Below are 13771 nucleotides of genomic sequence, written 5' to 3'. Positions count from 1 at the left end.
AGATTTAGTCCCACACATGTAATTTCTGGCTAAACTGCCCTTTGCCGGTGCGCTCACATCTTATCAGGAATTTACCCAGCCATGATGGGAATTTTGTATTTCAGCAAGTAAATAGATTACTCAGTAGATTAATGTTAAAAATATAACACAGTCTGGGCTGAGACAAATACTATTGATTTGAGTCAATCTGGCTTAGGCGACGCAGATTCAAAACGTCACTGAGCTTTTTGACTTGAGCAAAGGTAAGTTCTAGTTGGTCGTGATCCCGAATGTCAATCCCTAAATCGATGATCGCGGTCTGGTCAGGATAGGTCTTGACCTGGGCATTGCGAACATTAATGTTATTGTCGGTCAGGCGAGACAAAATATCTTTCAACACCCCAACCCGGTCAATCACCTCGATCTGGATATCGACTGGATAGGTTTGAGGGCGCCCACTCTCTTTTTCAGTTGAGTTCCAATGGACGGGGACGAGGCGATCGCCCGGTATTTGCTCAACATTGGGGCAACCCTGACGGTGGATAGAAATTCCACGTCCGCGAGTTACCGCTCCAATAATCGGTTCACCGGGAACCGGCGTACAACAGCCCGCAATATGATAGAGCAACCCCTCAACCCCAATAATGGGAGATTTATTGGTGGGATGTACCGGGGTTGGTTTAGCAATGGAGGGAAGCAGTGGGATCACCTGAGCATCGGCACTCACCCCTTCTGGGGATTTCACAATCGGCTGCTGTGCCTTAACTGCTTCCCGCAGGCGATTGAGGGTCAGGTTTAGAGTGATCTCGCCGTACCCCAGGGCTGCCAGCAGGTCTTCTACACTGTGATAGTTACACCGCTCTGCCGTTGCCAGCATGGGAGCCGACTTGAGCAACGCTTCAAACCCATTTTTGCCCAGATCGCGCTCCAACATTTCTCGACCACGAGCAACATTTTCCTCGCGGTTAGAGCGCTTGTACCACTGGCGAATCCGGTTGCGGGCACCTGGAGTGACAACAAAGTTAAGCCAATCAAGGCTAGGACGGGAGTTTTTCTGCGTAATGATTTCAACAATGTCCCCATTTTTTAGGGGAGTGTCGAGTGTAACCATGCGTTCGTTAACCCGTGCTCCAGCGCAGTGGTTGCCAACTTCGGTATGAATTCGGTAGGCAAAGTCAACGGGAGTTGCCCCTCGACTGAGCGGAACCACATCGCCATTGGGGGTGAAAACATACACATCCCCATCAAATAAATCATCTTTGACATTTTCCAGATATTCCTGAGCATCTTTCAGGTCATTCTGCCAGTCCAATAGTTGACGCAACCAGGTAAATTTTTCGTCGGTCGTGGTCATTTGGACATTGGAACTGCCCGCCTCTTTGTATTTCCAGTGGGCGGCAATCCCATACTCCGCAATATGGTGCATTTCCAGCGTGCGAATCTGCACTTCCAGAGGTTTGCCCGTGTTACCCATCACAACCGTATGCAGGGATTGGTAGCGATTGGGCTTGGGCAACCCAATGTAGTCTTTGAAGCGACCCGGAATTGGGCGAAACATATCATGAACTACGGCAAGGGCGCGGTAGCATTCATCGTTTGCACCGACGATTATTCGGACGGCAGCAACGTCATAGATTTCGTTGTAACCCTTTTGCTGGCGCTGCATCTTCTGGTAAATCCCATAAAGATGTTTGGGACGCCCGCTAATTTCAAAACAGTGAATGCCTATTTTGGTTAACCGTTGCTTTAAGGTTTCAGCAATTTGGGTCAACCGGTCTTCCCGATCAGCCCGCTTTTCGGCGACCAGTTCTTGAATTTCTCGATAGGATTCGGGTTCTAAATATTTGAATGCCAGATCTTCCAGTTCCCACTTAAACCGACCGATCCCCAGCCGATTTGCCAGGGGTGCAAAAATCTCTCTAGTTTCAAGCGCAATCTGACGGCGCTTTTGATCGGACAGGTATTCCAATGTCCTCATGTTATGGAGGCGATCGGCGAGCTTCACAACAATGACGCGGATATCCTGTGCCATTGCCAGGAACATGCGGCGGAAGTTTTCGGCTTGACGCTCGGTTTTACTAGAAAAGTTGAACTTGGAAAGCTTGGTAACTCCTTCAACCAGTAACCGGACTTCCTCACCAAACTGCTCCTGCAACTGCTCGGCGGTAACATTGGTGTCTTCCACCACATCATGTAGAAACCCAGCAGCAATCATGGCACTACCTCCACCCAGATCGCGCAGCAAGCCAGCAACTGCAACCGGATGAATGATGTAAGGTTCACCGGATGCCCGGTATTGTCCTTCATGCAGAGTGTAGGCAAATTCAAATGCCTGACAGATCAGGTTGGCATCCTTAATCGCATCAGTGCCAGCTTCGCCATTGGGTGATTGACGAGTAATCAAACAGTCCCGCAGCCAGTCGGGAACGACAAACTCGACGGCAGATGCTGGCTCAATAGATGATACGGAAGCTGCTAGATTCATGCGGCACAGCTAATGGAGGTGAAAGGCTCAGTAAAAGATGTATTGGATTCTACTGCAAGAATGCATCGAATACTTAAATCGATGAGCTTAAAGGATTGGAAAGATTTTGTCCAGGTGTGAGATCCCTTTTGGAAAACTCATGCTCTGGAAAGAAAATCGCCCTGACTCTTGGAAAATCGCTTGCTATACCTAAAAGTGCTTGCTAAGTGCAAGATTCTCTCAAAAGAGGGATACCAAATTATTAAAATGTCAGACTAACTTCTGGGGAAGGAGGCTGTAGTGAGACTTACAGTTTACCTTAAGAATATAAAGCTTTTGCTAATTTCTATCTTATCAGTCAGACAAGATTCTTTACAGAATTTCTGCATAATGTTACCTCCCTCCCATCAGCAACGGTACCGAGAATTTAAGCACGTTCTGGAGCAGGTCAGGGAAATAGCCAATCCAGGGGTTGCTGGAACAAGCTTGAAGTCTGAATTCTCAGAGCTTCAGCAGCTTTTTCAGGGTCAGATTTTGAGTTTGGCTGGCAGTGAACTGACTCCACTGGTTGAACAGCGCGTTCAGTCTTACCAAGTAGAGATAAACAAGCAACTGCGCCTGCTGGGGATAGATGTTATGTTTTTGCAAGCAGCAAGACAGGCAGCCACAAGAGAGCAGCGTTGGGGGCAGGTGGGCGATCGCCTGACGACATTAATTCGTTACTGCGAGATCCTGCTTGAGGAGGAGGGTGAGGAGGGTGAGGGGAATATAGTTAAAGGTCAGAGTTGATCATGAAGAGTGAAGAAATGAATATCTTTACCTCACAACTCTTAACTCACCACGCCTGGTACCCATTACCCATTTTCCAATCTCTACCCCCTCTCCGGTTAAATTAGAGTGTTGGCTGATCAGGGAGAGTGGTTGTGCAGTGTCCGAAAGACAGGAAGACGGCATTGATTGATGGCTCGTTAATGGGGCAAATAAGCGTTCAGTGTTGCCCGGACTGTGAGGGCACCTGGATTCCGCCGCGGGAGTATGAGGGATGGCAGGAGCAACAGCCTGAAGTAGAGGATATACGTGCTCTGATTGATCGGGTCTTGGAGACTGATTCTACCCCAGCGCCAACCGATGGAATGGCATCATTGTGCCCGAATTGTAGTTGCTACCTAGCGCGAGTGAAGGTTAGTACAAGGACTCCATTTTACGTGGAACGATGTCCAAACTGTAAGGGCATCTGGTGCGATCGCGGTGAGTGGGATGTGCTGGAGAAAATTGGGCTGCACCGGATCCTTGATCGATTGTTTTCGACTGACTGGCAGGCACTGGTGAGGGAGCGGGAGTTGTTTGCCCAGGAACGGCGTGCCACGATTGACAAGTTGGGACCTGATCTAGCAGCTCGCGTTTTTGAGTTAGCTGAGGTTTTGGCACAGCACCCGAATGGCGATTTTGGGGTTGCTTATTTGATGCGGAGGTTTGATAAGTAAGGGGCAGGTGTCAGATATTAGGTGTCACGGTAGATTCCTGTAGCAGAAGGTGGGCGATCTCTGAGAAGGGAGGTGGGTTTAGCCATGACTCTAGAAAATCACAGGCAGACTGAGTAAACCCGCTCTTACAGGTGGGGGATAGGTGTAGGGGATAGGTGGGAATGAGCAAATTGTTTAGGGTTGAGAATTTGAGGGTTGCCTATCCTCAGCGAGGGATGGGTCGAACGACTTGGGCGGTTGATGATGTTTCGTTTAGCTTGCGCCCAGGCGAAAGGCTTGGGTTGGTGGGAGAGTCGGGTTGCGGCAAATCTACGCTGGGACGGGCGGTGATGCGGTTGCTGCCAGAGAATACCCAAATCGAAGGGCAGGTGATGTTTGATGGTCGGTCAGTGTTTGGCTTTTCGCCAGTTGAATTGCGGCGGTTTCGAGGGGATGCGGTGTCACTGATTTTTCAAGATCCAATGACCCGGTTGGATCCGCTAATGACCATTGGGAAGCATTGTTTAGAGACATTGCGATCGCACCAGCCGCATCTTTCCCGACAACAGGCGAAGGAACGGGCACTGGAAACTCTGGAGACCGTCAAAATTCCTGCCAGTCGATGGGCACAGTATCCCCATGAGTTTAGTGGAGGGATGCGGCAGCGGGTGGCGATCGCACTAGCGTTGTTGCTTAATCCAAAAATGATTGTGGCAGATGAACCGACGACCAGCCTGGATGTCACCGTATCTGCCCAAATTTTGCGGGAGTTAACCCATCTCTGCGATGAGCGGCAAATGGCACTGCTGGTTATCTCTCATGATTTGGCGATGATTGGGGAGTATTGCGATCAGATTGCGGTGATGTATGGTGGCAAGTTTGTGGAAATTGGAACCACAGAGTCTGTTTTCCAAAGACCACAACACGAGTACACGCGATCGCTGTTGAAAGCTGCCTTGCATTTGCAGGGTGGTGGAGAAGGCGAAGATGGGCGAGGTGGAGAAGATAAGCCTTTATCCTCTTCTGTTTCTCTAACTTCTTTACCCTCTTCCCTTGCCCCCCTTCTACGCATTCAAAACCTGAAACAGCATTATGCTCTAGAGCAAAATTTCGTGGCACGGCTGTTGTCCAGAGATGACCAGACCATCAAAGCGGTGGATGACATCAACCTGGAACTCTATCCAGGAGAAACTTTGGGATTGGTGGGAGAGTCGGGTTGCGGCAAGAGTACGCTGTCACGGACGATTTTGCAACTGATTCGTCCAACCGCAGGAAAGGTTGAGTTTTTAGGGCAAGAGTTGACAGAACTGGGGCGGCAAGCACTGCGTCAGCAACGGCGACAGATGCAAATGGTGTTTCAAGACCCCCATGCCTGTCTAAATCCGATGATGACCGTGGGGGAAAGTATTGCTGACCCGTTGTTGATCCATCAATTAGCAACGCCTCAGGAGGCAGAAGCACAGGTTAAGAAAATGCTGGAGCGGGTAGGGTTGATTCCGGTTGGGGAGTTTTACAACCGTTATCCAGCAGATCTATCGGGAGGGCAACAGCAACGGGTGGCGATCGCCCGTGCCCTGATCACCCGTCCTCAACTGCTGATCTGTGATGAACCCGTGAGTATGCTGGATGCCAGCGTGCAGACCCAAGTACTGGAACTCATGCGCGAGTTGAAGCAAGAGTTTAACCTGACCTATCTATTTATTACACACGATCTGTGGGTAGCGAGGTTCTTTTGCGATCGCATTGCCGTCATGAATGCAGGCAAAATTGTCGAACTGGGACAAACCCAGGTTATTTTCAACCATCCGCAACACCCCTATACACAGACGCTATTACAGGCAGCACCGCTGCTTTCAAAACGAACCGGATAAACCTCACCAACTTAGACACCCGTAGTTTTTCCTGAGAAAAATCTCCAGTTCTCAACTTGGATGAGGTTTAGAACAGGTTGTTGCGATCGCCAGCCATATTATTGAAGCGTTGGCATGGGTAGCAATGGAAACCTTGAAGTAGAACTCAAGGTTCAATAGACCTGTTAAAGTGTCCCTTTCCAGTACAAGAGATTAAATTTTTGGCACTTATAATCGCATGGGTCAATTCACATTTTTACTCATTAAATGGATTTAATGTATGGATTTGCCAAGCCTACAAAACTGAAATTACTATTTATTAAAGTGAGATTAGAACAACGGATACACTAAATCATAAAAATCAAAACTCTACGATATTACCGTAGGCAGAGGAGACTAAATTTACGATTCTTTAAAGTGATAAAACAATTGTTCATTGGGAGATAAGTTATGGCTAGTCAAGGTAAAAATTCATCCAACACTGGCGAACAAGGATTTGCATCTATGGATGATGAAAAGCAACGCGAGATTGCTAGTAAAGGAGGAAAAGCAGCTCATGAAAAAGGAACTGCTCACGAATTTACCTCTGAAGAGGCACGGGAAGCCGGTCAGAAAGGTGGACAGGTAGCTCATGAAAAAGGAACTGCTCACGAATTTACCTCTGAAGAGGCACGGGAAGCCGGTCAGAAAGGTGGTAAGTCGTAGTGTTTTCTATCCGTTGAAATAGCGCATCTTGAAATATGCCCTCTGACAAAGAGGGCGTACTTTTTTGTAAAGCATAAAACAGGAGAATATAAGGCTTTCAGCTAACGCTTCAATCTCAAGGTTTTTTGAGCTTTCAATAATTATAATTAGCACCGCTTTTTATACCTTTTAGAGAGCATTTCTGGATGTTGGCTAAGCAGGCTTTTGTTACCAGGTTCGACGATTTTCGTTGATCGTGTAAGCAGCAGGCGGATCATGACAAAATGGATCATCACTTCATGTTTTTCCCAGACAACCATTGCTAGTCACGAGCCAAGATGCAAGCATTTTCTAACCAAGTCAAGGTGTCCCATAAGCTGACTTCTCGGTTTTCACCCATAGGCATTGAGGAGGTAAGAATGGTTCAATTTTTACCATTGTGCTTCGGTAAGGTCACTGATGTAGAATGATTTGCTCTTTTGTACCCTCAGCTTTCCGGGGTTTGAATCGCCGCCGCCAGGGTTCAGCCATCGTCTGATGAATCGGTGAAGCGGCATGCTCTAGAATGACGGTGATAACACTGGCAGAAATCATGAAAAGTCCTAAACCTGCGGCTTCCATTAAGTATTCCGGGTAATGGTGGCGTAAAGTGTTCATAGCCTGGTTTCTATCTTGCCAGTTTCAGTAGATTGGCTAACTTGCAGCATGGTATCGATTGCATCCATACCCATGCGCGCAGCCAGTTCTGGGCAGGGTTTATTCGCATGATGAACCATTGTTGTTGCAGCAGTTTTTTTACTCAAATCCACTTCTTGTCGCCCATAACGAAGTACGGTAGACATCCACACCAGTTCTGCCAGGAACCGCTCCATACGGCGGCTATAGGTCGGTTTATCGATTAAGTTACCAGACTCATCAAACAGACTTTGCACATCACCAAAGTTGAGGTCATAGAAAATGGTCATTAACCCCAACTCGCGCATCACAGGCAGTAAATTTTGGATCACCCGTGTCCCCCCAAAGGGTCCAGCAGAGACTCCACATAACCCAACTGCTTTGTGAATGTACTCCTTTAAGCAGGTATCAAGGACATGCTTCAGTAATCCAGGATAACCGTGGTTGTACTCTGGAACGACAATAATTAAGCCATCGGCTCGTTCCATGCTGGCGGAGAATTGGGGATCTTTGAGCGACTCACCGGCATCGTTAGTGGCGATCGGAATGGTACGAATATCAATCAATTGCGTTTCCACGCCCTCTTGCTGACCGGCCTGGTCAACAATAAATTTGGCAACGTATTCACTCTGGCGACCCTGGCGGGAAGTACCCAGAATCACTGGAATAAACAAAGGTGTATTTGCCATAGCTATTGCTCCTGGTAGTTCCAAAGTAGTCCACCATCAACTTACATTGATTGTTGCTAAAGAGAAGATCTAAAAGATGATAACTGTCTAAGGAATTCAGTCCAGAGTACTAATATTCAGATGCGAAAACTTTTAGCTCTTTTTCAATGAACTCTCATGTTTAACTGGTTGAGAGTGAATACTCATACCAATTCCATTTTGAGGATGAGCTGATTCGGGTCTTGCGATTACTAAACGGATTATCAATAGCTATGAAATTTCAGGGCAGCTTTTGACGACGAGTACGATTTAGCCATTGCTGTCATGGAGGGATAAAGACTCGTAGCAAAGCGGTGAATACACCCTGGAACGTTTTATATTTAATTGCACCTGGCTACTTACAACTGGGTTAAATGAGTGAGACTGAACCCTATGCCCCTCGACATTCCTCGCTTTTTCAAAGCCTGCAATCCGAGTAAAACGATCGCCTACGACAATCCCGCAGAACGGCAGTTTTACATTGACTTTTCCCCTGTGCGGGGCACTAATCTGATTCAAATGATGGAGCGGGAAATCGAATTGCGGGCGGATGAAACGACCTGTCAGTTATTTACCGGGCACATTGGCTGTGGCAAATCGACCGAACTGTTTCGGCTGAAGGCGGAGCTGGAGCAGGAAGGGTTTTATGTGGTCTATTTTGAGTCCAGCCAAATTCTGGATATGGCAGATGTGGATATAACTGATATCCTGCTAGCGATCGCCCAACGGGTCAGTGAACGCCTGGAAGCAGACGGCACTCGGCTCAAACCCAGTTACTTCAAAACGTTGTTTGCCGAAATTGGAGATATTCTGCAAACCCCCGTAGACATTTCCCAGATCGATTTTTCAGTTGGCATTGCCAAGATCACTGCCCGCACCAAAGACAGTCCCCGTTTGCGAGACCAACTGCGGCAGCGGATAGAGCCGCGCACCAACAGTATGTTGCAATCGATCAACGATGAGCTATTGGGGCAGGCGAAATCCCTGCTTGCGCAACAGGGCAACAAGGGATTGGTCGTGATCATCGACAACCTCGATCGCGTTGATCAGCGGCAGCTTCAATCAGGACGCACCCAGCCCGAATACCTGTTCATTGATCGGGGAGAACAACTGGCACGGTTGAACTGTCATGTCGTGTATACCATTCCCCTGGCATTGGTCTTTTCCAACGAAATTGAAACCCTGCGACAACGGTTAGGCGGTGGTATTGCCCCTCAAGTGCTACCGATGGTACCTGCTCGTCAGCGGAACGGAGAAATTTACGAGAAGGGATTGGCTCTTTTGCGCCAGATGATCCTGGCACGGGCATTTCCCAGAGTTGAGCCAGCGCAACGGGTGATTCTAATTCCAGAAATCTTCCAGGAACCAGAAACCCTGGATCGCCTCTGTTTAGTCAGCGGTGGTCATGTCCGCAACTTACTGGCATTAATGTACAACTGCCTGCGCCAGGGCAATCCCCCGTTTTCCAGAGATGTGTTGGAAACCGTGATTCGGGAACAGCGGGATTCTCTGGAACGGGCGATCGACGAGAATGAATGGGAGCTTATTTTTCAGGTCGTCGAGCGGCAAAGCGTGCGAGGAGATAGCGAGTTTCAAGCCCTGCTCCGCAGCATGTTTATCTTCGAGTATCGGGATGAACAGGGAGGATGGTATGGCATTAATCCGGTGTTGGAAGAAACTCAAAAGTATCAGACGCGATTTGGGTTGAGGAGGCAGAATGGAAAGTGAGGGGGAACGACTATATGACCAATGCTGGACAGTTTCAGGATGTGGAGGCGTTGAATGAGCGATCGCTCAATACCCTGGTACGAACGATTCAGTTGTCTCAGGGGGAGTTTTCGCTGATTCTGGCACGTTGCAACTACGCCAGCCTGCGCGATCGCCTGATCCAACACCTGCACGAAATCAGCCCCCTCCCGATCCAGGCAATCACCCTGCCAGAATCAGCAAAAACCCTGTTTACCACAATTCAAAACACGGTACAGAGTACGGAGTACAGGGTATCCGGTATGGAAGAAGGAGTCCGAATACCAGGTACAGAGTCCACCCCCCACTCCCCACTCCCCACTCCCCACTCCCCACTCCCCACTGCTCTCCTCATCCTCGGCTTAGAATCCCTCACCAACCTTGATCACGCTCTCGTCTCTACTAATCAAGTACGGGACGAGTTTCCTAAACACCTGAAATATCCGCTGGTGCTGTGGGTGAATGACTGGGTGTTGCAAAGGTTATCGCGGCTGGCACCTGATTTTAGAAGTTGGGGCACGGTGATTGAGTTTGACCTGGCGATCGCAGACCTGATCGACTCCCTGCGCGACCACACCAACCGGGTATTTGCCAAAATCCTCGACTCTGGCGATGAATACTTCTCACCCAACTGGGCAGCCGCGCCCCCTGCCAACTCCCTCCGCCGTACCGAACTGGAATTTGCCCTTAACCGCATCAACAACAGTGGGCACCCCCTCGACCCCGCCCTGCGTGCCAGCATGGATTTCCTGCTAGGACAGGAGGCACACACCCAGGCTCAACTGGAAACCGCCCGCCAATACTACGAAAGTAGCCTGAAGTTCTGGCAGAGCCGGATGGGGAGTGAGGAGAAAGGAGAGAAGGGGGCGGAGGAGCCAGGGAGCAATGGGGCAGGGGAGCCAGGGGGAGAGGGGGCAGAGGAGCAGAGGGGAACTTCTAACTCTCAACTCCCAACTCTCAACTCTCAACTCCCCGACTCGCCACCCACCTACCCCCCTATCCCCTACACCCTGAACCCCACTCCCCACACCGAACGAGCCGCCTGTGTCCTGGTTCACCTCGGTCTGCTGTGGCGTTCCAATGCGGTGTTGCAGCGGGCGATTTATGAACCTGCCTGCCGCCGTGCCCACAGCTATTTTCAGCAGAGCCGGGAGCTATTTGAACACATTAACCGGCAAGACCTGGTTGCCAAGTTCATTACAGCCGAGGCTGAGGTCTTGCAAAAGTTAGAGCTATGGGAGGACCTGGGAGAACTGGCGAAGAAGGCGCTGGTGCTGCACAAGCTGTACAAAGATTTGGTGCGGCAGGCGCGGGACCACGGCTTTTTAGCGGAAGTGGCGATCGCCCACACTGAGTGGTCAGAGGCAAAACATCACCTGGAAGCTGCCCGTCGCATTCTGGAAACCGCCGAGCAAATTCTGGCTGAACACGACCATCCCCATCCCCATTTAGAAGCCAGCCTGGAAATCGCCCATCGCTATCACTATGGCTGGTACTTGTTGCTATTGGCAAAAGCAGAAGCCCATTTGGGACAGCTAACCGAGGCGATCGCCCACCTGGAAATCGCCAGGGACCAGACCTACCCCAAAAACGACCCCCAACTTTACATCCAGATCTTGCAATCCCTGGAACACTTTTACTTCGAGGAAAAGCACTATCGCGAGGCATTTCGCACCAAGCAGCTCCGGCGATCGCTAGAGCAGCAATTTGGCTTTCGTGCCTTTGTAGGAGCTTTGCGTCTGGAAGCCCAACAAACCTTAGCCTTACCGGACACCGTTGATGCTGCAACGCTTCTGGCGCAGGAAATTGCCGCCTCTGGTCGCCAGCAAGATGTGAATCGTTTGATCGCCCGCCTGAGGCGCAGAGATTACAAACTTACTGTGATTCACGGTCCCTCCGGGGTGGGTAAAAGTTCGATTGTGAGTGCCGGACTGGTTCCCGCCTTGAGGGACCGGTTGATTGGCGATCGCATCGCCCTGCCCATCGTGGTAGACCGCTATACAGACTGGCAGGCAGTGGTGGCGAGTTACTTGCCGAGCACGGAGGCAGGGAGCAGGGGAGCGGAGGAGCAGGGGAGCGGAGGGGCAGAGGAAGCAACGGAAACTCTACCCCCACTAACAACCAACAACCAACCACTAACAACTCTCCTCAACCTCCGCCTCCAACAAGCAACCGCCCTCAACCTCCTCCCCGTCCTCATCTTCGACCAGTTTGAGGAGTTCTTCTTTGTTCACGAAACCATTCCAGAGCGTCGCCCGTTCTACAACTTTCTGAGTGAGTGCATCAACCTGGATTACGTCAAAGTCATCCTGTCCCTGCGGGAAGACTATCTCCATTACCTGCTGGAGTTTCAGCGCCTCACCAACCTGGACATCATCAATAACGATATCCTCAGCAAGGACATTCGCTATCCCCTGGGGGACTTCACCCCTGACGATGGGCGATCGGTGATCAAAAGCCTGACTGCTCGCGCCCAGTTTTATCTAGACGATGACCTGGTTGAGGCACTGGTCGATGATTTAGCAGGAGAGTTGGGAACCATTCGCCCGATCGAACTGCAAGTGGTCGGTGCCCAACTCCAGGCAGAGGGCATCACCACCCTGGCAGCGTACCGGCAAAAGGGACCGAAAGAAAAACTGGTGGAACGCTCCCTGGAAGCGGTGGTACACGACTGTGGACCAGAGAATGAGGATGTAGCCCGCATTCTGTTACTCCTGTTGACCAATGAAAACGGTACCCGCCCCCTCAAAACCCGCGACGACCTGGAAGCCGATCTGGTAGATCTGGGCATGACCCAGGAAATTGACAAACTCGACCTGGTGCTGGAAGTCCTGGTTGGCTCTGGTCTGGTCTTCTTCATCCCCGAATTGCCAGAAAACCGCTATCAACTGGTTCACGATTACCTGGTCAGTTTTATTCAGCAGCAGTACAAGACTGGACTGGTGGAAGAACTGGAGCGGGAGCGAGAACAGCGCAAGCAGGCAGAAGAAAAACTGAGTGTTGAGCTGCGGAATCGACTGGCAACGGAAGAGAAGTTGAGTATTGAACTGCAACAACAGTTGGCAACTGAAAAGGAACGTAATGCTGCGGTGCGGCAACGACTGTATTGGTCACGCAGGGCGGTAGTCATCCTGTCAGGCTCAGCTATTCTGGCTGGGGCGTTATGGCTTCAGGCGATCAGCAAAAACAACGGGCAGAAACTGGAGAATTGAATGCCCAGCTCAGTGATATGAGGTTTCTTCGGGGGCACTGTTGCTAGCAAATCAGGATTTGCCTGCGCTCACAGAGGCTATCAAAGCCGTCATCCGCTCACGCCAAGATGCCAGAGCCTCACCTGCAACCAGATTAGAAGCAATTGCTACCCTACACAGGCAGCATACGCAGTATCTGAGCGTAACCGTCTGCAAGGGCATCGTGCTGAGGTCTTTGGTGTGGCCTTTAGCCTGGATTATTCACAAAGTGCGTAGGATGGGTTAGCGTAGCGTAACCCATGCTGCCCGTGTTGGATTCTCTCTTATAGAAATCCTCTAAAATCAAAGGCATGGTAAAGAAGTCATGAATTCCGAATTAATGATTAAACCTTCATCCCTGATGTCGTCTGGCATTGAACTGGAGCCGTTTGGGGATGCTTACCTCTTCCGGTTCAACGAGCAGCTTCAGGCTCGGCTTGAGCAACTATTGGAGAAGAGTAAAGCCGGTTCTTTGACATCTGATGAAACGATGGAATGGGCTGGAATTTCTGAGCTATCGCGTATTTTTACATTCATTAACGCTCAACTCACTGCCAAAGCCAAATGGTGCCCACCCGAACTCGACAAATTGTAAGGCAACGAGTCAAATTTCTGTGCGAATACTGCTATTCAGTAAAACACTTGAACCTATTAACGGGATGTGCAACTAATTTGCCCACCCTACGGGAAGCAAGCTACATCCCCACCCTTCTCCCCAAGGAGAAGGGCTTTCAGACATTTCCTGTCTCCTCTCCGCTCTATCACCTGACCATAGATTTTTATTGATGGAGATGTGTTTCGGTTTATAACGACACTTAATCAATGTTTAACTCTTTCTTAAGACAAACCGCGATTTTTGAGATCCAGTATTTGAGCGGGCAGACAATCAGCTTACAAATCTCAGTCATCTGAGATACAAAATGACTGGCTAGGACTAAGAGGTCTAGCAAGCTTTTCGTGTTTTAGTCAGCCA

At 49.8% G+C, this 13771-nt stretch carries 10 protein-coding genes; 7 read left to right on the top strand and 3 right to left on the bottom strand.

Annotation, left to right across the window (positions count from 1 at the left end; all coding sequences use genetic code 11):
- Positions 1-169 precede the first annotated feature (169 nt).
- Positions 170-2464: a RelA/SpoT family protein gene (locus AC1S52_RS23975; RefSeq protein WP_482031560.1), complete on the bottom strand. Its 2295-nt coding sequence runs from the start codon at positions 2462-2464 to the stop codon at positions 170-172.
- Positions 2465-2833: 369 nt separating this feature from the next.
- Here AC1S52_RS23975 and patD point away from each other — a divergent pair, with 369 nt between their 5' ends.
- The 4 genes from patD (at position 2834) to AC1S52_RS23955 (ending at position 6461) form a co-directional block, all read left to right on the top strand.
- Positions 2834-3232: a heterocyst frequency control protein PatD gene (gene patD / locus AC1S52_RS23970; RefSeq protein WP_482031559.1), complete on the top strand. Its 399-nt coding sequence runs from the start codon at positions 2834-2836 to the stop codon at positions 3230-3232.
- 134 nt (positions 3233-3366) lie between these two features.
- Positions 3367-3927, top strand: a complete 561-nt coding sequence (locus AC1S52_RS23965; protein WP_482031558.1) for a TFIIB-type zinc ribbon-containing protein — start codon at positions 3367-3369, stop codon at positions 3925-3927.
- Between the two features lie 161 nt (positions 3928-4088).
- Entirely contained in the window at positions 4089-5777 is a 1689-nt protein-coding gene (locus AC1S52_RS23960) for a dipeptide ABC transporter ATP-binding protein (protein WP_482031557.1), read from the top strand.
- A gap of 429 nt (positions 5778-6206) precedes the next feature.
- Positions 6207-6461, top strand: coding sequence for a KGG domain-containing protein (locus tag AC1S52_RS23955; protein ID WP_482031556.1), 255 nt, complete (start codon positions 6207-6209; stop codon positions 6459-6461).
- 432 nt (positions 6462-6893) lie between these two features.
- On the opposite strand, the gene AC1S52_RS23950 is transcribed toward AC1S52_RS23955, so the two are convergent.
- Both AC1S52_RS23950 and AC1S52_RS23945 read right to left on the bottom strand, forming a co-directional pair.
- Entirely contained in the window at positions 6894-7097 is a 204-nt protein-coding gene (locus AC1S52_RS23950) for a hypothetical protein (protein WP_482031555.1), read from the bottom strand.
- The gene (locus tag AC1S52_RS23945) at positions 7094-7804 is read right to left on the bottom strand and encodes an NADPH-dependent FMN reductase (protein ID WP_482031554.1); all 711 of its coding nucleotides are present in this window, start codon (positions 7802-7804) and stop codon (positions 7094-7096) included. The genes AC1S52_RS23950 and AC1S52_RS23945 overlap by 4 nt, the downstream gene beginning before the upstream one ends.
- A 411-nt stretch (positions 7805-8215) precedes the next feature.
- Here AC1S52_RS23945 and AC1S52_RS23940 point away from each other — a divergent pair, with 411 nt between their 5' ends.
- The 3 genes from AC1S52_RS23940 to AC1S52_RS23930 all read left to right on the top strand — a co-directional run bounded on the left by AC1S52_RS23940 (position 8216) and on the right by AC1S52_RS23930 (position 13393).
- A complete protein-coding gene (locus AC1S52_RS23940; protein ID WP_482031553.1) occupies positions 8216-9550 on the top strand; it encodes a P-loop NTPase fold protein in 1335 nt (444 codons plus the stop codon).
- 14 nt (positions 9551-9564) lie between these two features.
- Positions 9565-12780 (top strand): ATP-binding protein, encoded by a 3216-nt coding sequence (locus AC1S52_RS23935; RefSeq protein ID WP_482031552.1) that lies wholly within the window; start codon positions 9565-9567, stop codon positions 12778-12780.
- A gap of 343 nt (positions 12781-13123) precedes the next feature.
- A complete protein-coding gene (locus AC1S52_RS23930) occupies positions 13124-13393 on the top strand; it encodes a hypothetical protein (protein WP_482031551.1) in 270 nt (89 codons plus the stop codon).
- The last annotated feature ends 378 nt before the right edge of the window (positions 13394-13771 follow it).

It is taken from the genome of Kovacikia sp. CALU 1929, assembly GCF_056784235.1.
This window is presented reverse-complemented; position numbering and strand designations above follow the sequence as displayed.

Bases quoted from the DNA above. Each gene is read 5' to 3' on its own strand.
- AC1S52_RS23975 (WP_482031560.1), bottom strand. From the start codon at position 2,464: ATGAATCTAGCAGCTTCCGTATCATCTATTGAGCCAGCATCTGCCGTC.
- patD (WP_482031559.1), top strand. From the start codon at position 2,834: ATGTTACCTCCCTCCCATCAGCAACGGTACCGAGAATTTAAGCACGTT.
- AC1S52_RS23960 (WP_482031557.1), top strand. From the start codon at position 4,089: ATGAGCAAATTGTTTAGGGTTGAGAATTTGAGGGTTGCCTATCCTCAG.
- AC1S52_RS23955 (WP_482031556.1), top strand. From the start codon at position 6,207: ATGGCTAGTCAAGGTAAAAATTCATCCAACACTGGCGAACAAGGATTT.
- AC1S52_RS23950 (WP_482031555.1), bottom strand. From the start codon at position 7,097: ATGAACACTTTACGCCACCATTACCCGGAATACTTAATGGAAGCCGCA.
- AC1S52_RS23945 (WP_482031554.1), bottom strand. From the start codon at position 7,804: ATGGCAAATACACCTTTGTTTATTCCAGTGATTCTGGGTACTTCCCGC.
- AC1S52_RS23940 (WP_482031553.1), top strand. From the start codon at position 8,216: ATGCCCCTCGACATTCCTCGCTTTTTCAAAGCCTGCAATCCGAGTAAA.
- AC1S52_RS23935 (WP_482031552.1), top strand. From the start codon at position 9,565: ATGACCAATGCTGGACAGTTTCAGGATGTGGAGGCGTTGAATGAGCGA.
- AC1S52_RS23930 (WP_482031551.1), top strand. From the start codon at position 13,124: ATGAATTCCGAATTAATGATTAAACCTTCATCCCTGATGTCGTCTGGC.